The organism is Microbacterium sp. (assembly GCF_026393345.1).
Taxonomy (GTDB): Bacteria; Actinomycetota; Actinomycetes; order Actinomycetales; family Microbacteriaceae; genus Microbacterium.
On the sequence record NZ_JAPLAI010000030.1, the window covers coordinates 1 to 21,403 of the forward strand.

A 21,403-nucleotide genomic window follows, 5' to 3' on the forward strand; every position below is an offset into this window, starting at 1 on the left:
CAAGGCAGACTGGTTGTGGGTCATCGTGGGATCACTTTCTTGCTTCTTGGCGGAACAATTGGGTCTCCCACGATGACCCCCTCTACGTCAACGACGACGACGGGCCAGCGGGGAATTGACACCACGATATGGGACGCACCCTGTCCGCAGCACGGCGGCTGAGCTCGCGGCGCTCACCGGGCGTTAGTCAGGCGGCAGTCGCACAGCGGAAGCGCACCCTGCCCCGATCGGGCGGGCTGCGCTTCCGCTGCCGCGTGGAGCGGATCATGACCCCGGAACACCACTGCGTTCCCGGGATTCATCCTCGAGACGCCGCTTCCCTCCCGCACCGTACGCCGCCTCCTCCGTGCGTGTTCTAGGGTGCTCCCTATGGGGAGCGATCGGAAGGTGAGCGTGGGGCGCCCTCGCGCTGCGTCCGTGCACGATGTCGCGGCTACCGCGCTTCGGCTGTTCGAGCGCAACGGATACGAGGCGACCACGATGCAGCAGATCGCGACCGCCGCAGGGATCAGTCGGCCCACGCTGTTCCGCTATTTCGGGGGCAAGAGCGACATCGTCTGGGACCGCTACGACGACCAAACCGTCGAGTTGCGGGAATTGCTGGCCAACGCCGACGTGGCGCTTTCCCCCCTCGATGTGCTCGCCGTTGCGTTGCCGCGGATCCTCAATTACGACGCCGGCGATCTCGATCTGCTTCGCACGCAGGTGAAGATCATCGCCAGCGTCCCCGAACTGCGCATCCACTCGGAACAGCGTGCCGCCGACCGGATCGCCATCATTGCCGAATTCATCGCGGACCGATCAGGCTGCGCTCCCGACGACCTGTATCCGCTGGTGATGAGCCGGTGCGTGTGGAGTGCGGGATGGAGCGCGCTGACCTCCTGGGCGTCGGGTCATGCGCAGAGCCCTGCCGATACGCTCGCCGCCGGGTTCGAGGTGCTGCGCTCGGGATTCGCGCTACCCGCGCCGACGGATCAGCCCCGAAGGCCCGCCTGACCCGCCCGCCTGCCCCTATTTCGAGATAGAGTTTCAATATCTGATCCGTGGTGGCGAAGGAGCCGTTGTGACTGCCGAATCCCTCCCCGAGACACAGCGCGTCCGCGTTCGGGGTATTGATGTCGCCTACTCCGACGAAGGATCGGGGCCCGTCGTCCTCAGTGCCCATGGGCTGAGCTCAAGTCGCGAGAACAACCGTCGGATGGGGCTCGCGGAGTTCAGGGAGGTGGCGGGCAGCCACCGGCTGATCTCCTACGACGCCCGGGGCCACGGCGAGACCGAGGGCACTGCCGACGAGGCCGACTATCACTGGTCGAATCTGGCTGAGGATCTGCTCGCGCTCGCCGATTTCTTCTCACCCGATGCTCCGGTGTCGGCCATCGGCTCATCGATGGGCACCGGCACCGTGCTGCACGCCGTCACCTCACGACCGGACCGGTTCGACCGACTCGTTCTGACGGCACCGCCGACGGCATGGCAGACGCGTGCCGCACAAGCATCCGGGTACCGCTCGCTGGCCGACCTGATCGAGAACGGCGAACCGGGCGCGTGGCAGGACCTGGTCGCGCGGATGCCGATACCGGCGATCTTCCAGGGCCTACCCGGTTACCCTCAGCCGCCCGCTGTTGCGGCGGACCTGACCCCGACCGTGTTCCGCGGCGCCGCGGGCGCAGATCTCCCCCCGCTGGACGTGATCGGCGAACGCGTCACGCATCCGACGCTGATCATCGCCTGGGCGGGCGACCCGGGCCACCCGGTCTCGACCGCCGAAGCGCTGCACGCGGCGATCGACGGTTCCGTCCTGCACGTGAGCGAGACACAGGGCGACCTCATGACATGGGGCGCGCGCGCCGCCGAGTTCCTCGTCGCCTGACCATCACCACCACGGCGCGCGCGGCGTGCTGGAACACAGAAAAGGACGGCATCATGCTGCTTGAAGGAAAGACTGCTCTGATCACCGGGGCGAGCTCCGGTATCGGCGAGACCACGGCGAAGCGGATCGCGACGGAGGGGGCATCCGTCCTCGTCGCAGACGTGAACGAGGAGGGCGGCCGACGTGTCGTCGATGAGATCACGGCCGCCGGCGGCGTCGCGACGTTCCTCCGCGTCGATGTCACGGACGCTGACCAGGTCGACGCGATGGTGGCCGAGGTCGTGGCGAAGTGGGGTCGTCTCGACCTTGCCGTGAACAACGCGGGTCTCGCGGAACAGCCCGGCGCCATGCACGAGCTCGCCCTCGACGCGTGGAACAAGACGATCGGGATCGACCTGACCGGCACCTTCCTGTGCATGCGGGCGGAGCTGCGGCAGTTCGTCTCGCAGGGTGGGGGTGTGATCGTCAACACCGCGTCCGGTGCGGGACTCAAGGCGACCCCGAACCTGACGGCGTACTCGGCGGCGAAGCACGGCGTGGTCGGACTCACCCGCACCGCGGCGATCGAGTACATCACGCAGAACATCCGCGTGAACGCGGTCGCCCCCGGCACGATCCTCACCCCCGCAATGCAGAACTTCGGGGATGAGCAGCTGAAGGAATGGTCGGCCTTGATGCCCACCGGCCGGCTCGGCACCACCGACGAGGTCGCGGCCGGGATCGTCTGGTTGCTGTCGGACCAGGCGTCCTACACGACCGGAACCGTGCTCGAGATCGATGGCGGATACATGCAGGTCTGATTCGAAATGCTGGCGAGGGGGCGTGCCCGGGTGGAGCGCCCCCTCGCTCACATCCGCCGCTTCCCACCCGGCACGAAGGCCCCGTTGACGCGCCGTCCCGCCTCCGGCAAAGATGAACTCCGGCAGGGAGGCGCGACGCATGGGCGTGAACGGGATTGGTGGGCTCTTCTTCCGCAGCCGTGACCCGGAGGCCAGAGCGACCTGGTACCGCGACCACCTCGGCATCGAGGCGGGGCAGGACGGGCTGTGGCAGCAGGATGCGGGGATGACGGTGTTCGCGCCGTTCCCCGCGGACAGCGACTACTTCGCCGCCGACCAGTCGTTCATGCTGAACCTGCGCGTCGACGACCTGGCCGCGCTCATCGCAGGACTCGAGATCGCGGGCGTCCGGGTGGAACGCCGGCCGGAGTGGGAGACCACCGAGTACGGCTCCTTCGCGCGGGTGCACGACCCCGAGGGACTGCCGATCGAGCTGTGGCAGCCGCCGGACTGAGCCCCGCCGCGGCGACGACCTAGGCAGCGGACTCCGCGCGATCGATCACCGGGAAGTTGTCGCGGAACACGAGGTCCGGGTCGTAACGAGCCTTCAGGGTCCGCAGGCGCTCCAGCGTCGCGGGCGGGAATGCGTTCGCGAGCTGGCGGTCACCCCGTCGTGTCTCGAAGCTGAGATAAAGCCCCTCGAACTGGGACTCGAGCTCGTTCCACAGCATCTCGAACGTCGCCGACGCCCCGATCGCGGTCACCGAGAAGTTCGCTCCGCGGTGGGCGTAGGCGGTGGCATCCGGGGCGACGTCGGAGATCGCGCCGCCGACCGCGCGCACCTGGAACCACGGCGCGCTGCCGGAGGTGACCAGGTGCGCCGCCGCGGTGGCGGCGGTGGCATCGATATGGGTCAGGAATCCCGACCGGAACCGAGGCTCGCCGCGGCCGTCGTGCGGACCGTCGGGGGCGTTCGCCATGACCGCCGCGTAGGAGGCGAGCTGCACGGACTGCTCGAGCAACGGCCCGAGGGCGAGGAACGGCGTCAGCCGGGAGATGATCGTGTCTGGATCGGCCGCGTCCACCACCCCATACATGCGGGCGACGGGCGGAGCGCCCGCGCTCCCGGGTCCGAGGATGAGGAACATGGTGACGTCGCGCGGTGCCGCCTCCATCAGCGTGCCGAAACGCTCGAGTAGCCCGGCGGTGTCGGTCGCGTCGAAGGTGAGTTGCACCCAGCCGAGGTCGCCCACCGGATGCGCGTCGAACTCGAAGGAGACGACGACGCCCATGTTCGCGCCCGCGCCCCGGATGGCCCAGAACAGGTCCGGGTTCTCGTCCGCGCTGGCGCGCACCACGCGACCATCGGCGAGGAGCACGTCGGCGGCGACGAGGCTGTCGATGGTCAGCCCGTGCTCCCGTCCGAGGAAGCCGATCCCGCCGGCGGTGGCAAGGCCCCCGACGCCCACGCCGCCGTAGTCACCGCTGGAGATCGCCCAGCCGTGCGGCGCGAGCGCCGCGGCGACATCCTGCCACCGGGCCCCCGGACCCACCCGCACGCGCCGGGTGTCCGCATCCACGATGTCGATGTCGTTCATCGCTTTCAGATCGATCACGATGCCGCCGTCGTTGGTGCTGCGACCGCTGATGCCGTGCCCGCCGCTGCGGATGCCGAGTGGCAGGTTCGGATGCCGGCGGGCGAAGGCCAGCGCCTCCCGAGCCTCGGCCACGTCCCGCGGCTGCAGCACGAGCCCGGGCCGGCCGCCGCGCATATAGGTGGAGCGCACCGTCCGGTAGGCGAAGTCGCCCGGCTCGATCGCGATCTCGCGAAGGGATGCGGGCAGCTCGTCGTAGGCGATGCCGTCGCGGCGGAGCGCCCGCGCGCGGGCGGAGCGGGTCTGTGTCACCACACCCGCCGCCGCGCGCTCGGCGGCGACGATCTCCCGGGTGCGCGGCAGTACCTCGGCCGCGAACCGCTGCAGCAGGGTCGGGTCGTCGGCGGCGACGATGAACGTGCCGAAGCCGTGTTCCAGCGCCAGCTCCGCGATCCGCTCCGGGTCCTCGTGGCCGGAGATGTTGAGCAGACGCCGCACCTCGGCGGGCGAACGGCCGGAATCGGTGGCCGCGGCATCGATGCGTGCGTTGCCGTCCTCGATGTCGCCGGGCTTCATGTACGCCAGGCTCGGGAGCCACCCGTCCGCCTTCGCGCCGGTGAGGCGCAGCATCCGCGGCTTGTACGCGCCCAGCCAGATGGGGATGTCGTGCGCGGGAACGGGCCCTCGCTTCGCGCCGCGCACCGGGTAGTACTCGCCGCCCCGGAGCGGAGCGCGATCGTCGGTGTTCCAGGTGGCACGGATGAGGTCGATCGCCTCCGACAGGGCGTCCACGGCCTGCCCCGGCGTGAGGCGCCGACCGCCCATCGCCTCGATCGCATCCCAGAACCCGCCGGCGCCGAGGCCGAGGTTGAAGCGGCCTCCGCTGAGCAGATCAAGCGAGGCGGCGGCGCGGGCGACGACCGGCGCTGGGCGCAGCGGCAGGTTGAGCACGTTGGGGGAGAGCTGGATGCTGGTGGTGGCCGCCGCGACGTAGGAGAGCAGCGTCCACGTGTCGTGGAACGCCGCCTGGTACGGGTGGTCCTGGAACGTCACCAGGTCGTAGCCGAGCTCCTCGCTCAGCCGGGCGAGCGCGACCGGTGCCTGCGGCTGCGCGTTCGAGGGCGTGATGAATGTGCCGAACTGCAACGGATGCCCGTAGTCCATGACCGACCTTCCTGGAGTGGCCCGACAGGTTCGGGTCACCCTCTCCACTGTGATCGCCCGGCTCGGGGCTGGCAAACCACGCGTGAGTGACTTATTCTTCGTAAGTGACAACCACGCAGACCCGGACGACTATTCCGGAGCACGAGTGCCGGGTGTTCCAGCACGCCGCCGAACTCACCGGCAAGAAGTGGAGCGCCGCCATCCTTCTGGCCATGCAGCGCGGGGCCGACAGGTTCTCCGAGATCCGCGGATCGGTGACCGGACTCTCCGACCGGATGCTGGCCGTGCGGCTGCGCGAGCTCGAAGAGCATGCTCTGGTGCGCCGCACCGTGATCCCCACGGTCCCGACGACCGTGCAGTACACGCTGACACCCGCGGGGGATGAGCTCATCCGCATCCTGCAGCCGCTCGTCGACTGGGCGCATCGCTGGGAGACCTGACTCCGCAACCCCTATCCCGCGGGACGCACCTGGGCGTAGCCTGCGAAGGTCGGCGACACGTCCGTCGTCCCCTCGACCCGGGCAGCCGATGCGGGAAGAGGACAGAGCAATGTGGACCGTGCTGATCATCCTGCTCGTCGCGTGGGTGGTGCTCTCCATCGTGGGCTTCGCCTTCGAGGGCCTGCTCTGGCTCGGCGTGATCGGAATCGTGCTGTTCGTCGGCACCGTGATCTTCGGCATCATCCGGCAGCGCGCCCGCCGCACGCCCTAGGTCGCCGGGTCGGCTGGTCAGAGGGCGGTCGCGACGCTCACGACCCACCGGGTGGTTCCCCTGACCGCGGTCAGCTCACCTCGTAGGCGGTGTAGCGCCGTGGTCGGCCGCAGCGAGCCCCCCCGCCAGGAGCCGTCATGACCACCACGCACCTCCTCGCCGACACCGCCGTGCTCACCGGACGCACGATGCGGCACGTCACCCGCAGTCTCGACACCGTCATCACCACCGCGATCATGCCGGTCGGCATCATGCTGCTGTTCGTCTACGTCTTCGGTGGCGCGATCGATACCGGGACCGCCTCGTACATCGACTACATGCTGCCCGGGATCCTGCTCATCACGATCGCCTCCGGCATCTCGTACACGTCGTACCGGCTGTTCATGGACCTGAAAAGCGGCATCTTCGAGCGCTTCCAGTCGCTGCCGATCGCCGGCTCCAGCGTGCTGTGGGCGCACGTGCTCACCTCGGTGCTCGCGAACATGGTCTCGCTCGTCGTGGTCGTGGCGGTTGCCCTCCTCATGGGCTTCCGCACCGGCGCCGGCGTCCTCGACTGGCTCGCTGTGACCGGAATCCTCGTCCTGTTCACGCTGGCGCTGACGTGGATCGCGGTCATCGCGGGGCTGTCCGCCCACACCATCGAGGGTGCGAGCGTGTTCGCCTACCCGCTCATCTTCCTGCCGTTCGTGAGCTCCGCTTTCGTCCCGACGGCGACCATGCCGGGACCGGTGGCCTGGTTCGCCGAGCACCAGCCGGTCACCTCGATCGTCGACAGCATCCGGGCCCTGTTCGCTGGGGAGAGCGTCGGCGCCGACATCTGGATCGCGCTGGCCTGGTGCGTCGGCATCCTCGCCGCGGCCAGCGTGGGGGCGATGGTGGTCTACCGGCGGAGATTCCGCTGAGCCGCGGCTAGGGTCGGAGCCGTGAACCGCACCGACCGCCTCTACGCCCTGGTGGAGGAGCTGCGGGCGGTGGCCCCGCGGCCCCGGAGCGCGCGATGGCTGTCCGAGCGGTTCGAGGTGAGTTCGCGCACGGTCGAACGCGATCTGTCCGCGCTGCAGCAGGCGGGCGTACCGATCTATGCAGAGCCCGGCCGGACCGGCGGGTACTGCATCGACGCGGCACTCACCCTGCCGCCCCTCGGGCTCACGGTGGACGAGGCGCTCGCCGTGTCGATCGGACTCGGGATGCTGGACGGGAGCCCGTTTCGGCGGGCCGCCTCGTCGGCCCTCCGAAAGATGGCAGCCGTCACCGGCGAGGTCGAGGCGGGCCGCACCACCGAACTCGCGTCGCGGGTGTTCCTCCTGGACGACGAGGACGCACCCGCGGAGGCGCCGACGCTCCTGGCGGACGCCTTGCGGGAGAGCGCGGTGCTGCGTCTGGTCTACCGCGCCCGCGAGGGGGCGGAGACGACCCGGGACGTGGAACCGGTGGGCTTCGTCGGCCGTGGCAGGCAGTGGTACCTCGTTGGATGGTGCCGGCTGCGCGACGGACTCCGGCCGTTCCGGGGCGACCGAATCGTCTCGGCGGTCCCGACCGGCGAGCGGGTGGCGCGCCGCGACCTCACCGCGGCGGACATCGCCATCGTCTACGGGAGGCTGCGCACCGTCTCCCGCGGCGACTGAGCGTCACTTTCCGGAATCACTCTCGGAAACACCGACAGGACGCTGTCGCGACGGGGTTCGAGCATGGGGATAACGGGCCCGTCCGGGCCTGCAGAAAGGCACTGCCATGGAGTTCGCATCCGTCCGCATCATCACCAACGACGTCGACCGCCTCGCCGACTTCTATGGTCGCCTCACCCAGACGACGCCGCTCCGCCCGGCTCCCGTGTTTGCCGAGATCCGCACCGGCGGCGGGGTGCTCGCGATCGGCAGTACCGCGACGGTCGCGATGCTCGGCGAGAACGCCCCGCAGCCGGGCCGGAACGACTCGGTCATGATCGAGTTCCAGGTGGCCGACGTCGATGCCGAGTTCGCGCGGCTGCAGCCGGATGAGGTCGTGCTGGCACCGACGACCATGCCGTGGGGCAACCGCTCCGCGCTGATCCGCGACCCCGACGGAAACGTCGTGAATCTGTTCAGCCGGCCTGCCTCCGCCTAGACCCGTTCAGTCAGCTCCGTGCGGCCGGGATGCGGCGGGTCAGCCGCGCACCCGGATCTGCAGCACCGGCGCAGCACAGCAGCTGCCGCCGTCGAACGCTCCGGCGCCGCCGCACACCCCGGTCTCCGGAAGCACGAGGTCGTTCCGGGCTGCGGCCGCGTGGTCGCCGGCGAGGTGGGCGACCACGCTCCGCACCTGCTCGTACCCCGTGAGGGCGAGGAACGTCGGGGCGCGGCCGTAGCTCTTGGCGCCGACGATGAAGAATCCCGGTTCGGGGTGCGCGAGCTCGCGTGCCCCGGTCGCCGCAACCGAGCCGCAGGAGTGGATGTTCGGATCGATCTCGGCGGCGATCCCCGCGACCGCCTCCAGCGCCGGATCCAGATCGAGGCGTAGTTCTGACAGCATCCCGAGATCGGGTCGGAACCCGGTGTGCGCGAACACCTGCGCGACCCCGGTCACGGTGCGGCCGTCCTCCGCGACCACGGTGAACGTGTCGCCGTCGCCTCGGAACTCCGCCACCCGGAAGCCGGTCACGAGCGTGACGAGCCCTTCACCGATGAGCCGTTCCGCGCGCGCGCCGAGGGCGGCGCGTTCGGGTAGGTCATCGTCTGCGCCGCCGCCGAACAGAGCGGTCGCCGCGGGTCGGCGCAGCGCCCAGGTGACGGTGGTGCCGGGTTCACGGCGGACGAGTTCGGCCAGCCGCAGGACGGTGTGCGTCGCGGAGTGGCCGGCGCCGACCACGAGGATGTGGCGTCCGGCGAAGCGGCTGACGTCATCCGGGATGCGGTGGGCCACGGCCGCGGCCGTCTCGCCGACCGCGGGGAGACCGTCGGCGCCGGCCGGTCCGGGGTGCGCCCAGGTGCCGCTCGCATCGAGTACGGCACGAGCGAGGAGGCGCTCCTCGTGCCCAGAGGTGTCCCTCGTGTGAACGACGAAGGGCTGCATGTGACGGCCTCCCTCGACGACCTTGTCGCGGCCGAGACGGCTGATCCCGGTCACTGCGACGCCCGTGCGCACCCGATCGCCCAGCGCCGCCGCGAGAGGTGCCAGATATCCCCGCACCCACTGCGCGCCGGTCGGATAGCCCGCATCCGGCTCGCGCCACGCCGTCCGCGCGAGGAGGCGTCGGGAAGCAGAGTCGATGAGCTCCGGCCATCCGGAGAACAGGCGCACGTGACCCCATTCGGCGACGGCCGCGCCGGCGACCGCGCCGCGCTCGAGCACGACGGCATCCATGCCGCGTTCGGTCAGGTGTGCGGCGGCGGCGAGGCCCTGCGGCCCGGCTCCGACGACCACAACGGGAAGTTCCGCCATCACTCCTCCTCGCATCGAAAAACATCAATACGAGAACTGTGCGGGATCTATCGATGGTTGTCAATGCGTGCGAGACTGGCGGTATGAGCCTGCCGGTCACCCTCGCCTCCGGTGCGTCGTGCTGCACTCCGCGGCGCGCTCCGGCCCTCAGCGTCTCGGAGGCCGAGCGCATCGCGCACGTCTTCAAGGCGCTCGGAGACCCGACGCGGGTGCGCCTGCTTTCGCTGATCGCCGGCGCAGACCGTGGAGAGGCCTGCATCTGCGATCTGACCGAACCGGTCGGACTCAGTCAGGGCACGGTGTCGCATCATATGAAGCTCCTCGCCGATGCCGGCCTCGTGACCCGGGAGCAGCGCGGCCGGTGGGCCTACTATGCGGTCACCGCTGGCGCGCTGGATGCGGCGGCCGAGGCGCTCCACCGGGTATGAGCGTGCTCCGCATCCGCCCGCTCGAAAACTGTGACTGGCCCGCCGTCGAGGCTATCTACCGGGAGGGAATTGCGACCGGGCACGCCACGTTCGAGGCGGAGCCACCGAGCTGGGACGCGTTCACCGCATCCCGCTGCCCGGATCTGCGACTCGTCGCCGTTGATGTCGCCGACCGTGTCACCGGGGGTGAGGGGGAGCGGGTGCTCGGGTGGGCGGCAGCATCGCCGATCTCCGCTCGTGCCGTGTACCGCGGGGTCGTGGAGCACTCGGTGTACGTGGCACAGGATGCGCGCCGCGCCGGAGTCGCGCGCGCACTTCTCGATGCGCTCCTCACGGCGGCGGATGCCGGCGGCTACTGGACCGTCCAGTCGAGCATCTTCCCGGAGAACACCGCCAGCCTCGCCCTGCACGAGCGAGCGGGGTTCCGGCCGGTCGGGACCCGGGAGCGCATCGCGCTCATGACCTACGGCCCTCGCGCTGGCACCTGGCGCGACACGATCCTGGTGGAGCGCCGACGGCCCTGAGCGCCGGCGCGGCCATTCCTGCTCATGCCACGTCGACCGGAAACGACAGCGGATCGATCCTGCCGCTCGTCGGGCCTCGCGCGGACACAACTCCTCACATTCTTTGCCGCCGCCCCTTGCGTCGGGCGCCTGGATCGGTGTCTGAGGAGTTGTGTCCGCCGCCGGCCGCGTATTGGCCGACCTGCCAGGATCTCGCCCGCACGGGTTCCCTTGCCGCGTGTCAAGGGAGTACCGGCGTCGTCCGTGGCTGCGGCAAGGTGAGGCAGTGGAGCAGAAGGAGGAGGTGCCGGTCGTGGCGAGGATGACGCCCGAAGAAGAAGGCCCGCGCGCGGGCGAACGGATCGTCTTCTGGGCCTGGAGCGCCGTGCTCGCCGCCGGACTGATCGTGATGATCGTGATCCCGCTCGGGGAGATGTGAGATGCGCGCGATCCGCGACAACGGACTCAGTATCCTGTTCGGTGCGCTATTCCTCCTTGCCCTGTGCGGTCAGGCGATCGCCGGGTACGCCACCGAGGTGCAGGAGGTGACACGGCACGGGCAGCAGGCGCCCGCTTTCTGGGCGTTCGTGTTCTCCTCCGACTTCCTCGTCGACGTGGCTGAGAACTGGCAGTCGGAGTTCCTGCAGTTCTTCCTGTTCATCCTCGCCACCGTATGGCTGGTGCAGCGAGGGTCGCCGGAGTCCAAGAAGCCCGGAGACGAGGGGCCCGGTAACGATGCCGAGCAGCAGATCGGCGCATACGCGCGGGCGGACGCGCCGGCATGGGCACGCGCTCGAGGCATCCGACAGACCGTGTTCTCCAACTCGCTCCTGCTCGCGATGGGAACGGTGTTCGTGCTGTCGTGGCTGGCGCAGTCGCTCGCCGGTGTCGTGGTCTTCAATGCGGAAAGCGCCGAGCACGGCGAAGCCGCGATCAGCTGGCTCTCCTATCTCGGCAGTTCCGACTTCTGGAACCGTACACTGCAGAACTGGCAGTCCGAGTTCCTCGCCGTCGGCACGATGATCGCGTTCTCGATCTTCTTGCGCCAGCGCGGGTCGAGCGAATCCAAGCCGGTCGGCACACCGCACGAGCGGAGCGCCGTAGAGTCGGAGTAGCCGACCGGGAAGGTTACGGGGCGAGGAGCTCGGTGGTCAGCCGGTAGCCGACGCCGCGAACGGTCTCGATGTAGCGGGGGTTGCTCGGATTGTCGGCGAGCTTGCGACGCAGGTTCGTCATATGCGCCTCGACGGCGCGCTTGTCGGCCTCGCCCACGTAGTACGAGGTGACGTACGACTCACCGCGGAGCACAAGCGTGAGATCCGCCTTGCTGCGCACGCGCCGCTTCGACTCCATGAGGGTCGCCAGCAGGTCGAACTCGGTGCGGGTGAGTTCGACCTCGTTCCCGCCGATGAGCACGATGCGGGTGTCGGGATTCAGCTGCAGGTCGCGGTGGGTGATCCAGTAGCCGCCGCCGGGAACGACGGCACGGGATGCGGGCACGGCAACCTCGGCGCCCGAGAACGCGGGAGGCGCGACCCCCTGCGCCGGGGGGAGTGCCGGCGACGGGTAGGCGGCCGGCACCTGCGCGGGAGGGGCGTACGCAGGCGGGGTGTAGGGGGGCGGCGCCTGGTTCGGCATCGCGGCCTCGGCGGGGAAGTCCCGCGGTGCCGGGTAGTCCTGGCCGGGCATCGTCGGCATGACGCCGGTCGGGGCGGTGCCGCGGGCGCCGGGGAACGAGGGCCCGGAGGACTCCTGACGCGGCTGGGCGCCCGAGCCCGCTTCTGGACGCGGGCGACGCAGCAGCGCCTCGACCCGGGCGCGGAACTCGCGCGGGCGGAAGGGCTTGACGATGTACTCGTCGGCGCCGGCGCCGAGTCCGAGGACCACATCGGCTTCGTCGGCGAGCCCGGTGAGCATGACGATGAACGTGTTGCTCTTCTCGCGGATACGGCGGGCGGCGTTGAAGCCGTCGATCCCGGGCACGTCGAGGGTCGTGATCAGCGGCTGGTACGCGAGGACGGCGCGGACGCCATCGATGCCGTTGCCGACCGAGACGGTCGAGAAACCGGCGGCCTCGAGGACCTCCACCAGCAGGTGGCGCACATCGGGATCGTCCTCGACGATGACGGCGGTCTTCTGTCCCTCTAGAGCATCGCTCATGTATTCAAGGCCTCGGCTTCACGGAGTACGACTGCGGCGCCACATCCATGGGTGCTCCGCGTGTCGCCATTGTTCCACACTTGGCACGCGCACCCGGGGCGCCGCGCTTTCATCAGCGGATGGCATCCCGGGTGAGCTCCACCGAACCGGCCGGCCACCACGCGCCCGCGACAGGGCCACCGTTGCACTCGCCGTCGCTTTCGCCCGGGGGCTTCACCCACAGATTCGTGTCCACCACGTCATCGCCGTAGGTGCCGCCGCTGTCGCCGGTGAGGCGGCCGGACGGGTTGCACCAGACGGCGCCGTCGGGTCCGGCACCGTTGCGGGAGGTGTCGACGATGGCGTGCCCGTGTCCGAGGACCCCGGCGATCTCGTGTGCGTAGGCGAACTCGTCCGACGTGGTGTTGTAGTTCGATACGTTGACCGCGAAGCCACGCACGGTCGTTCCGCGCTCGACGCGTGCGATGAGCGCCGCCTGATCCTCGGCCGTGCGCCAGTTCGAGTGCCCGCCGTCAAGGTAGATCCAGGTGCCGGCCCCGGCGATGCGGTCGACGGCCTGGCGCAGCTGCACGACGCGCTCGTCGACGTTGCCGCAGTCGGGCGCCTGCGCCAGGCTGTCCGGCTCGAGGATCACGATCTTCTGCAGGTCCTTGAGGCTCGCGAGCGCCTCGCCGATCTGCCCGGTCCAGGTGTCGTAGTCGGCGTCGTCGAGTCCGCCGGCGGAGTGCTCGGAGCTGCAGTCGCGTTCCGGGAGGCCGTAGACGACGACCGCCACCGCCGCGTTCTGCTCGCGTGCTTCGGCGGCGAGGTTCAGGATGCGCGTGCCCACCTCTCCCACCGGATCGATCTCCGGGGTGAGCCAGTAGGCGGTCGGTTGCACCGCGAGGTATTCGGCGGCGGACTGCTCGTCGCCGCTCAGCGTCCCGGCGGCGGCGGCCTTCGCGGCCTTGGACTCGTCCGGGGCGACGATGGTCGTGCCGACCCCGGGCGGTGTCGCGGCGAGCGCCTGCAGTCCGGTTGTCACGAACCACCCCACTGTCCCGATGATGGTGAGGACGACGACGCCACCGAGGGCGATGAGGACGATCAGCATCCGTTTCCGGAACTGACGTCGTCGGCGCAGCGAGTGCGAAAGGCTCACCCCAGCGACTCTAGTGGCGCGGCCGCCGCTGCTCGTGCGCCCGGCCCGCACTCGCCGTACACTTCCAGGTCATAGCTGTGCGCGGCGATGGTGCGGCGCTCCGAGAGGAGGCCTGCGTGGAACCGCGCGAGAGCACCGGCCCGTCGCCGGTCGAACCCGCCCTGGGGGAGCCGCTGCGTCGTGCCCTCCGTTCCCCCCGCGTGCTGCTCGTCGTCTACGGCGTCGCGTTGGCGCTGATCGCGGTGTGGCCGGTGCCCGTCGACCGGGGAGCGAGCCGCTACCTGGCGTTCCTCACCCGGCTTGTGCCGCAGCTCACATACGACCGGATCGAGTTCGGCGCCAATATCCTGCTGTTCCTGCCGCTCGGCGTGCTCCTCCCGCTCATCCTCCATCGCTCCCGCTACCTCGTGCTGCCGCTGGCCTTCCTGATCACCGTGGCGATCGAGTCGATTCAGGCGCTGCTGCTCGATCAGCGCACCCCGAGCGTGCTCGACATCATCGCCAACACGGCCGGCGCCTGCCTCGGCATGGTGCTGCTCGCTGCGGCGCAGGCGTCGCGGCGAGCCCGCCGCGAGCAGGAGCGCTCGCACCCACCGGCGCGCTAGCCTGGCCCTGTTCACCGAGAGGGGTTGGCCATGTCGGACACGATCATCGTCGGATTGACGGATGCGGCGGCATCACATCGCGCCGTGCAGTGGGCGGCGCGCCGCGCACACGATCTCGGGCAGCGGCTCGTCCTGTTCTCGGTGGTCGGTGGCGCGGTCGGCGCCGTCGGCGAGGACGCCGTGGTGCAACGGGTCGTTGCCGCGGCCACGGAGCGGGTGGCGGTGACGGTCGCCGAACTCACCGCATCCGGGCTCGAGGTCGAGAGCCGCGTGACCCACGGCGACCCGGTCGCCCTCCTGGTCGAGGCATCGAAGGATGCGGCTCTTCTCGTGATCGGCGGGGAGCCGCGCGGCCGCGGCCGTCGCGGTCAGCACGGCGCGCGGCTCGCCGCCGGTGCGCACTGCCCCGTCGTCGTCGTCCCAGAGGTCGGCGGGGTCGACCGGCACGGCGTGATCGTCGGTGTCGACGGTTCCGAGACCTCGAACGCCGCCATCGCATTCGCCGCGGCGGAGGCGGAGCGACTGCGGCAGCCGCTGCGGGTCGTCGCGGCCTGGATGCCGGTGGCGGTGCCCGGTGACTTCGGGGTGTACCCCGACGTGTACCTCTCCGATCTGCAGGGCATCACCCAGGAGAACGTCGACCGCGTGGTCGAAGCGGTCGCCGCGGACCACCCGACTCTCGAGGTGACGGCAGAGGTGTCGGAGGGTGACCCCGCCGGCGTGATCGGCGATCACGCCGCGCACGCGACGCTCGTCGTCGTCGGGTCCCATGGCCGCAGCGGTTTTGCGCGCTTCCTGTTGGGCTCGGTGAGCGAAGAGGTGCTGTCGCACCTCGTCGCGGTGACCGCCGTGGTGCGCTGACCGCGGAGAAGTTTCCACAGACTCCGTGATCCTCCCCGCGGAGCGGTGAGGGACGCCTATGCTCGTGTGCCAAGTACCGTGCGCACCACCGAAGGACAAGGGAGTCCTCATGGGTCGTGGAGTTCAGATATCCGTCGCCATCCTGCTCGCGCTCGAAATCGTGCTGCTCGCCGCCTGGGCGGCGACGTTGCTCGCCGGCGCCGGGTCGGGGTACGACCTCCGGCTGCCCGGGGTCGTGCTGTTTCTCGCCGCCACCGCAACGGTCATCGCGGCGATCGCCGTGGCCGCGGCTCGGCCGCACTGGCGAACGCGCAGCCGCATCCGTCGCTGACACGCGGACGCGTTGACGGAGGGCGCCGGGGGACGAAGCGGCCCCCGGCACTGGGTGGTTGCCGGAGGCCGCGGGCGCCGCCAGCCCCGGCGTGAGCCGAGGCCTAGGGTTTGGCGGATCTACCGCGTTGACTGTACCGCGCCGACGCCCCAGGGTGCACCACCGCGGTCGGACACGGTGCACGCCCGTGCCCGCGCGCAGCAGAGATCCCCTCCCGGCTGGGGGACCGGAAGGGGATCTCGTACGCGGGGCTTGCGCCTCGCCGCGTCTTCACTCGCCGCCATGACCCGAACACTTTGGCGTGTGGTGTTGCTGCATTCAGTATGCGAGAGGGTGGTCTGTCCCCGCAGAGGCTTGACAGGCCTCGCAGGGCGGAGGTAGACGGGGCGGTGGGTTGTGTCACATCGGCCGGGGAATGTGCCGATAGCATGTGCGCATGACGCGCGACGACATCCGCGACCCGAATGGCGGGCGCTCGAGGTGGCTCATCTACATCGGTGTCGCTCTGCTGACGTTGGGCGTCGCGGCGCTGGTCTACGCGTCGATCATCAGTTATCTCAACGCGATCCTCTGACGCGTCGAGCGTCGCCGATCAGCGCACGTAGCGGGTCGGCGGGTGCCGGTTCTCGGTGAGCTCCTGGACCAGGTCGGTCAGCTGGCTGACGGCATCCTGCAGCGCGTCGAGCGCAGACACCACCGGCGCATCCGGATACATGACGCGGGCGTCCTCGATGTGTGCCAGGGCGGTGCTCAGTCCCTGGCGGATCGGGTACATCCGCTTTTCCATGCCCCTACTATGCCTCGTCGGTCAGGCGCGGATGTCCGCGGTGCCGCGGCCGACGGCATCGGCGAACACCAGGACGGCGACGAGCCCGCCCGAGGGCGGACACTCCAGGCGCACGGTACCGCCGTTGCGTTCGGCGAGTTGCCGGGCGATGGCGAGCCCCAGGCCCGTCCCGGGTGTGTTGGCCTGCACGGCATCGTGCCCGCGGTAGAAGCGGTCGAACGCCTGCGCGAGGCTCTCGGCCGGCATTCCGGGACCGGTGTCGCTGACGGCGAGGGCGATGCGGCCGTCGTGCTCGGCCGTGGCGACCCGCACCGTCCCGCCGGGCGGCGTGAACTTCACCGCGTTCGAGATGAGGTTGCCGAGCGCGCGCGCCGCGTCGTCGGCGGCGCAGTGGGCGACGGCGTCCTGGTCGACGGCGAGGGCGAGCCGGATGCGACGGGCATCCGCCATCGGGCGCTCGACGTCGAGCACCTCGCCGGCCAGTCCACGTAGGCTCAAGGGTTCCAGGGACGCGGCCGGGATCCCGGAGCGCCCGAGCGTCAACAGGTCCTCGACCAGGGTGGTCAGCCGGGCGGTGTTCCGGATGATGATCTGAACCCAGGAGCGCTCGGCGGAGGAGAGGGCGGCCGACTCGGAGAGCAGCTCCGCGTAGCCCGCGATGCTCGTGACCGGGGTCCGCAGCTCATGACTGGTCGTCGCCACGAAGTCGTCGCGCTGACGCTCCAGGTCGACGAGGGTGGAGTGGGCGGCGGCGCGTTCCCGTTCCGCGTCGTGGTGGGCCTGGGCCGCGCGGATCGTCGCACCGACGTCGACCAGCTGGGCCGAGACGCGGGTGATGTCGCCGGGGATGCGGGTGGCCAGCACGCTGATGGTCGTCCCCGCATCGAGATCCTCGTGCATCACCTCGATGCCCTCCTCGATCGAGGTCAGGGCATTCCGGGCGAGCGGGCCCGACCAGACACCGTCCGGTGCGAGCTCGGCGTCGATGGCGGACACCGCGGCCCGGTTCGCCCACAGCACCGTGATGGCGCCGTGGTCCTCCGCTGCGATGATGAGCCCGACCCGGGACGCGACGAAGCCGCCGGTGATCAGCTGCGAGACGCTCAGCGAGGTGCGCGTGGCCTCGCGCGCCTCGTAGCGCGCCGCGATCATCATGATCGTGATCACCCCGAGCACGATCATGTACAGCTCGACGACGAGGACCAATGCGGAGGTGTTGAGCCCCCCGTTGCTGAACGGACCGCCACCGGCGATGGTGAGGGCGAGCACCGCAACCGACGCGACGAGGGCCTCGGTGAGGGCGAGGTGCACCGGGAAGCGGAACGCCGCCCACACGATGAAGGCGAACGGGAGGAACGAGAGCGGCAGGTCCATGCCCGGTGCGAAGACAAACGCGACGGTGAGCGAAACGAGCGCAGTCTGGGCCACCATCTCGGCGCGGGGGGCGGCGTCCGACAGGTGCCGCGGCACCACGGCGAACGAGGCGATGAGCAGGACCGCCGAGACGTGGGATGCGGTCGCGTGGAGCGCCGTGTCGAGGAACGACAGCGTGAGCAGTCCGGTGCCGCCCGGGAACAGGGCGAGGGCGCCGGCGGCCCAGAACCCTGCCGCGAGGCCGCCGACGGCGCACGCCAGGACGAAGCGCAGCGCATCGCGCGCGGTGGACATACGGAAGGTCGGACGGGAGCGGTGCAGCATCAGCGAGACGATCAGCGTCTCGAGCGCGTTCCCGGCGCCGAGGAGACCGCCATGCAGCAGGTCGCGCCCGCCGAGGGCGTTACCGATCGCCGTCGCGACCAGGACGAGCGCGACGACCCGCCACCGGGAATCCCGTCCCGCGCGGAGCATCAGCCACACCGCGACGCCGGCTGCCGGCCACCAGGCGGCGAGGGCGACGCCCGCCGGTTTCAGATGCACCCCGCCCGCGGCCAGCGCCACCATCACCAGTGCGGCGATGAGCCAGCCGTAGCCGGGAAGAGGGCGGGGCGCGGGATCTGGGACGGCCAGCCGTTCGGGTCGGAAAGCACGCTCCATATACGCACCGTATACCGGGCAGGGCGACACCCCGGCCCGGGTCTCGTGATGCATCGGCCCGCCGGGCGCGATACGGTCTGGGTACCAATCAGCGAAGGAGGGGTCGGTGGCCAGCATTCTCGTGGTCGAGGACGACGCCGACGTGGCGGGCCTCATCCGGCTGCGCCTCTCCTCATCCGGGCATCGGGTGGCGGTCGCCCCGGACGGTGAGGCCGGCATCGCCGCGGCGCGTGCCGAGGTCCCCGATCTCGTCATCCTGGACTGGATGATGCCGCGCAAATCCGGGATCGAGGTGTGCGCGGAGCTGCGCGCGGACGAGCGCTTCACCGGCACCAAGATCATGATGCTCACCGCCCGCGCCAAGGACAGCGACGTCGAGCGGGCGTACACCGCCGGTGCGGACGACTACGTCACCAAGCCCTTCTCGGCGCGGGAGCTGTTGTCGCGCGTCGAGAAGCTGGTCGCCTGAGTCAGCGCACGGCCTTCGCCGCATCCCGTGCCGCGCTCCGCCGTGTCTTGGCGAGACTCGCCACCGTCGCGACGAGGACGGTCACGCCGATGAACGTCAGCGAGAACCAGATCGGGATCTCCGGCGCCCACGCCACGCTCTCCCCGCCGTTGATGAACGGCACCTCGTTCACATGTAGCGCGTGGAGCACCAGCTTCACCCCGATGAATGCGAGGATGACGGCCAGTCCCTGCGCCAGGTAGACGAGACGCTCCAGCAGGCCGCCGACGAGGAAGTAGAGCTGACGCAGACCCATCAGGGCGAACGCGTTCGCGGTGAACACGAGATAGGCCTCGTTGGTCAGGCCGTAGATCGCGGGGATCGAGTCGAGCGCGAAGACGAGGTCGATGAAGCCGATCGCGACGATCGTCAGCACCATGGGCGTGACGAAGCGCTTGCCGTTGATCACGGTCGTCAGCCGGTCGCGGTCGTAGTCATCGGTCACGGGCAGGATGCGGCGGGCGGCCCGGACGAGGATGTTCCGGGTGGGGTCGGGTTCGTGTCCGTGGCTCGCGACCTGGCGCCAGGCGAGCAGGAGCAGCAGGGCGCCGAAGACGTAGAACACCCAGGCGAAGTTCTCGATGAGCGCGGCGCCCACCGCGATGAAGATGCCGCGCATGATGAGGGCGATGACGATCCCGATCATCAGTACCTTCTGCTGATAAGCGCGCGGAACCGCGAACCCGGTCATCACGATGAGGAACACGAAGAGGTTGTCGATCGACAGCGCCTTCTCGGTCAGATACCCGGCGAAGTACTCCCCGCCGAACGTCCACCCGGAGAAGACGCCGACGCCGATGCCGAAGAGCACCGCCAGGCCGATGTAGAACACCGACCACCGGGCAGACTCTCGGATCGTCGGCTCATGCGGGCGCCGTACGTGGGCGAAGAACTCGTAGACGAAGAACGCGATCGTCACGACGATCGTGATGATCCAGATCACAGGGGTGATGTTCATGGAAGCTCCCAGGGGCATCGAACGGTGTCCCAAGGTCTCCTCCACCCGTGATGCGGGCCGGTGGACCGGGATGCCATGAAGCATCCGTATTGACGGCCCGACCGCGTGGGAGTACTCCCCTTGCGGTGTCCACCCTACGGCATCGCGTGGACGCGAGTGTCAGAGCAGATGGTCGAGCACGGCGCGCTGCGCCTCGGCGAACGTGGCGAACGTGCCGATGTGCGCTGCCTGGCCGTCCCGGGCGAGGTAGCGTCCACGCGAGGTGCGGTCGACGGATCCGAGGAAGTGACCGTCGGTCGAGGCGACGTAGAAGCCGCGATCGACCTGCGCCCAGGTGGGGGTGATGGATGCGGTGGTGCTCATGATGGTGCTTTCGGGTGAAGAAGCGGGCGGCTCACGCGGCGACGGGCCGGCGCATGGCCGGGGCGGTCACGACGGAGGGGGCGACCTGCTCCTCGACGACGTCCGTGATGTTCAATGCCAGGTTGCCCGCCACGTTGGCCGCTTTCGCGAGCCGCGAGAGCAGCTCCGGGTCGAGCGACTCGGGCTCCGGCGTGCTGAACACGAAACGCAGCGGGATCGACTGCTGGATCCAGATGGACTCGCGTCCGGTTTCGCTCGCCCAGCTGAGCGTGAACGCTTCGCCGCGCCGCAGCTTGGTGGCCATGACGACCTTGACGTGGGCCAGCAGGCGGTCCGGAATCTCAATCGGCGACGAGCTGCTGCCGTAGAACAATTTCCCCATTGCGTTTTCCCCTCGATCAGGCTTCCTATACGGGAACTTACTCACTAAGCTAGCTACATTGCAATCGGGTAATCATGAGAGTCGCCTCATATTAGGGTTCGAGTGACATGTGGACTGAGATCGAGACAACCGCCTGGGATCACACCGATCGCGTCGCCGCGAGAGGGCAACGCGTGATGCACGCATTGCGCCGCTTCGAGGTCGCGGAGGCCGCGATGCGCGAGCGCAGCGCACAGACGATGCAGGTCAGTGAGAACGAGCTCCTGGCGCTGCGCTACGTCATACGCAGGCAACGCGACGGCGAGCCGGTGACGCCGACGGACATCGCGCACTACCTAGGGACCAAGTCGGCCGCGGTGACGATCATGATCGACCACCTCGAGCGCGCAGGTCACCTGCAGCGGCGCCCGCATCCCACCGACCGGCGCAGTCTCGTGCTCGAGGCGACCGAGACGGCGAGCGCCCGGATCGATGAGATCTTCGGCGCCATGTACGACACCATGATGGGTGTCGCCCGACAGCTGGAGGGGCAGGAGGCGGACCGGATCATGGAATTCCTCGACGGTCTGGCCACCTCGCTCGACGGCTTCGTCGCCGACGGCGAGCCCACCCCGCGTCGGCACACCGCGGAGGCGGTCGATGCGGATGCGGCTGCCGAGGCGGCGGTGAGCTCCGGGCAGGCGCTCGCTTCGTAAGTTTCCGCACTGCCGCAGGGAAAAAAGGTGTGGCGCGGCGGCCTCATGATGAGCCAGAATGTGCTCGAGCCGGTACCCCGCGAAGGCCACCGGCTCAGGGGACTACGACAC

28 protein-coding genes are annotated in these 21,403 nt (G+C 69.7%); 19 read left to right on the forward strand and 9 right to left on the reverse strand.

Going from position 1 to position 21,403, the window contains the following annotated elements; translation table 11 throughout:
* Positions 1-417 precede the first annotated feature (417 nt).
* From NT132_RS03720 to NT132_RS03735, 4 genes are all read left to right on the forward strand, one after another.
* Positions 418-996 (forward strand): TetR family transcriptional regulator, encoded by a 579-nt coding sequence (locus tag NT132_RS03720; protein WP_297784968.1) that lies wholly within the window; start codon positions 418-420, stop codon positions 994-996.
* A gap of 67 nt (positions 997-1,063) precedes the next feature.
* Positions 1,064-1,870 (forward strand): alpha/beta hydrolase, encoded by an 807-nt coding sequence (locus NT132_RS03725; protein WP_297784970.1) that lies wholly within the window; start codon positions 1,064-1,066, stop codon positions 1,868-1,870.
* Positions 1,871-1,923: 53 nt separating this feature from the next.
* The gene (locus tag NT132_RS03730) at positions 1,924-2,670 is read left to right on the forward strand and encodes a glucose 1-dehydrogenase (protein ID WP_297784973.1); all 747 of its coding nucleotides are present in this window, start codon (positions 1,924-1,926) and stop codon (positions 2,668-2,670) included.
* 139 nt (positions 2,671-2,809) lie between these two features.
* Positions 2,810-3,163, forward strand: coding sequence for a VOC family protein (locus NT132_RS03735; RefSeq protein WP_297784975.1), 354 nt, complete (start codon positions 2,810-2,812; stop codon positions 3,161-3,163).
* Between the two features lie 19 nt (positions 3,164-3,182).
* Here NT132_RS03735 and NT132_RS03740 read toward each other — a convergent pair whose 3' ends face one another.
* The gene (locus tag NT132_RS03740) at positions 3,183-5,408 is read right to left on the reverse strand and encodes an LLM class flavin-dependent oxidoreductase (protein WP_297784977.1); all 2,226 of its coding nucleotides are present in this window, start codon (positions 5,406-5,408) and stop codon (positions 3,183-3,185) included.
* 104 nt (positions 5,409-5,512) lie between these two features.
* Here NT132_RS03740 and NT132_RS03745 point away from each other — a divergent pair, with 104 nt between their 5' ends.
* The 5 genes from NT132_RS03745 (at position 5,513) to NT132_RS03765 (ending at position 8,222) form a co-directional block, all read left to right on the forward strand.
* Entirely contained in the window at positions 5,513-5,848 is a 336-nt protein-coding gene (locus tag NT132_RS03745; protein WP_297784979.1) for a helix-turn-helix domain-containing protein, read from the forward strand.
* Positions 5,849-5,957: 109 nt separating this feature from the next.
* Positions 5,958-6,119: a hypothetical protein gene (locus tag NT132_RS03750; protein ID WP_297784981.1), complete on the forward strand. Its 162-nt coding sequence runs from the start codon at positions 5,958-5,960 to the stop codon at positions 6,117-6,119.
* Positions 6,120-6,256: 137 nt separating this feature from the next.
* Positions 6,257-7,021, forward strand: a complete 765-nt coding sequence (locus tag NT132_RS03755; RefSeq protein WP_297784983.1) for an ABC transporter permease — start codon at positions 6,257-6,259, stop codon at positions 7,019-7,021.
* A 21-nt stretch (positions 7,022-7,042) separates the two neighbouring features.
* Complete coding sequence (locus tag NT132_RS03760) at positions 7,043-7,744, forward strand: YafY family protein (RefSeq protein ID WP_297784985.1); 702 nt, start codon at positions 7,043-7,045, stop codon at positions 7,742-7,744.
* 106 nt (positions 7,745-7,850) lie between these two features.
* Positions 7,851-8,222, forward strand: coding sequence for a VOC family protein (locus NT132_RS03765; RefSeq protein WP_297784988.1), 372 nt, complete (start codon positions 7,851-7,853; stop codon positions 8,220-8,222).
* A 39-nt stretch (positions 8,223-8,261) separates the two neighbouring features.
* Here the strand turns inward: NT132_RS03765 and NT132_RS03770 are convergent, their stop codons facing one another.
* Positions 8,262-9,536 (reverse strand): FAD-dependent oxidoreductase, encoded by a 1,275-nt coding sequence (locus tag NT132_RS03770; RefSeq protein WP_297784991.1) that lies wholly within the window; start codon positions 9,534-9,536, stop codon positions 8,262-8,264.
* A gap of 83 nt (positions 9,537-9,619) precedes the next feature.
* On the opposite strand from NT132_RS03770, the gene NT132_RS03775 reads away from it, so the two are divergent.
* From NT132_RS03775 to NT132_RS03790, 4 genes are all read left to right on the forward strand, one after another.
* The gene (locus NT132_RS03775) at positions 9,620-9,964 is read left to right on the forward strand and encodes a metalloregulator ArsR/SmtB family transcription factor (RefSeq protein WP_297784994.1); all 345 of its coding nucleotides are present in this window, start codon (positions 9,620-9,622) and stop codon (positions 9,962-9,964) included.
* On the forward strand, positions 9,961-10,488 hold the full coding sequence (locus NT132_RS03780) for a GNAT family N-acetyltransferase (RefSeq protein ID WP_297784997.1): 528 nt from the start codon (positions 9,961-9,963) through the stop codon (positions 10,486-10,488). The genes NT132_RS03775 and NT132_RS03780 overlap by 4 nt, the downstream gene beginning before the upstream one ends.
* Positions 10,489-10,753: 265 nt before the next feature.
* Positions 10,754-10,906: a hypothetical protein gene (locus NT132_RS03785; protein ID WP_297785000.1), complete on the forward strand. Its 153-nt coding sequence runs from the start codon at positions 10,754-10,756 to the stop codon at positions 10,904-10,906.
* 1 nt (position 10,907) lies between these two features.
* Positions 10,908-11,582 carry a DUF6766 family protein gene (locus NT132_RS03790; protein ID WP_297785004.1) on the forward strand — a complete coding sequence of 225 codons (675 nt, stop codon included), beginning with the start codon at positions 10,908-10,910 and terminating at the stop codon, positions 11,580-11,582.
* Positions 11,583-11,595: 13 nt separating this feature from the next.
* On the opposite strand, the gene NT132_RS03795 is transcribed toward NT132_RS03790, so the two are convergent.
* Together NT132_RS03795 and NT132_RS03800 are read right to left on the reverse strand one after the other, a co-directional pair.
* Positions 11,596-12,627 carry a response regulator transcription factor gene (locus NT132_RS03795; RefSeq protein ID WP_297785008.1) on the reverse strand — a complete coding sequence of 344 codons (1,032 nt, stop codon included), beginning with the start codon at positions 12,625-12,627 and terminating at the stop codon, positions 11,596-11,598.
* A 112-nt stretch (positions 12,628-12,739) separates the two neighbouring features.
* Entirely contained in the window at positions 12,740-13,768 is a 1,029-nt protein-coding gene (locus NT132_RS03800) for a glycoside hydrolase family 6 protein (protein WP_297785011.1), read from the reverse strand.
* 116 nt (positions 13,769-13,884) lie between these two features.
* Here NT132_RS03800 and NT132_RS03805 point away from each other — a divergent pair, with 116 nt between their 5' ends.
* The 4 genes from NT132_RS03805 (at position 13,885) to NT132_RS03820 (ending at position 16,139) form a co-directional block, all read left to right on the forward strand.
* Positions 13,885-14,373: a VanZ family protein gene (locus tag NT132_RS03805; protein ID WP_297785014.1), complete on the forward strand. Its 489-nt coding sequence runs from the start codon at positions 13,885-13,887 to the stop codon at positions 14,371-14,373.
* Positions 14,374-14,403: 30 nt separating this feature from the next.
* Positions 14,404-15,234, forward strand: coding sequence for a universal stress protein (locus tag NT132_RS03810; protein ID WP_297785017.1), 831 nt, complete (start codon positions 14,404-14,406; stop codon positions 15,232-15,234).
* Between the two features lie 109 nt (positions 15,235-15,343).
* A complete protein-coding gene (locus NT132_RS03815; RefSeq protein ID WP_297785020.1) occupies positions 15,344-15,565 on the forward strand; it encodes a hypothetical protein in 222 nt (73 codons plus the stop codon).
* A gap of 436 nt (positions 15,566-16,001) precedes the next feature.
* On the forward strand, positions 16,002-16,139 hold the full coding sequence (locus NT132_RS03820) for a hypothetical protein (protein WP_297785023.1): 138 nt from the start codon (positions 16,002-16,004) through the stop codon (positions 16,137-16,139).
* 18 nt (positions 16,140-16,157) lie between these two features.
* On the opposite strand, the gene NT132_RS03825 is transcribed toward NT132_RS03820, so the two are convergent.
* A complete protein-coding gene (locus NT132_RS03825; protein ID WP_297785026.1) occupies positions 16,158-16,352 on the reverse strand; it encodes a hypothetical protein in 195 nt (64 codons plus the stop codon).
* Between the two features lie 21 nt (positions 16,353-16,373).
* Positions 16,374-18,386, reverse strand: coding sequence for an ATP-binding protein (locus NT132_RS03830; RefSeq protein ID WP_297785029.1), 2,013 nt, complete (start codon positions 18,384-18,386; stop codon positions 16,374-16,376).
* Positions 18,387-18,492: 106 nt separating this feature from the next.
* On the opposite strand from NT132_RS03830, the gene NT132_RS03835 reads away from it, so the two are divergent.
* Positions 18,493-18,855: a response regulator gene (locus NT132_RS03835; protein ID WP_297785032.1), complete on the forward strand. Its 363-nt coding sequence runs from the start codon at positions 18,493-18,495 to the stop codon at positions 18,853-18,855.
* A 1-nt stretch (position 18,856) separates the two neighbouring features.
* On the opposite strand, the gene NT132_RS03840 is transcribed toward NT132_RS03835, so the two are convergent.
* From NT132_RS03840 to NT132_RS03850, 3 genes are all read right to left on the reverse strand, one after another.
* Positions 18,857-19,852 (reverse strand): TerC family protein, encoded by a 996-nt coding sequence (locus tag NT132_RS03840; RefSeq protein WP_297785035.1) that lies wholly within the window; start codon positions 19,850-19,852, stop codon positions 18,857-18,859.
* Positions 19,853-20,011: 159 nt separating this feature from the next.
* Positions 20,012-20,215 (reverse strand): hypothetical protein, encoded by a 204-nt coding sequence (locus tag NT132_RS03845; RefSeq protein WP_297785038.1) that lies wholly within the window; start codon positions 20,213-20,215, stop codon positions 20,012-20,014.
* A 31-nt stretch (positions 20,216-20,246) separates the two neighbouring features.
* Positions 20,247-20,597 carry a hypothetical protein gene (locus NT132_RS03850; RefSeq protein WP_297785041.1) on the reverse strand — a complete coding sequence of 117 codons (351 nt, stop codon included), beginning with the start codon at positions 20,595-20,597 and terminating at the stop codon, positions 20,247-20,249.
* 176 nt (positions 20,598-20,773) lie between these two features.
* Here NT132_RS03850 and NT132_RS03855 point away from each other — a divergent pair, with 176 nt between their 5' ends.
* Positions 20,774-21,292: a MarR family transcriptional regulator gene (locus tag NT132_RS03855; RefSeq protein WP_297785044.1), complete on the forward strand. Its 519-nt coding sequence runs from the start codon at positions 20,774-20,776 to the stop codon at positions 21,290-21,292.
* Positions 21,293-21,403: the final 111 nt, after the last annotated feature.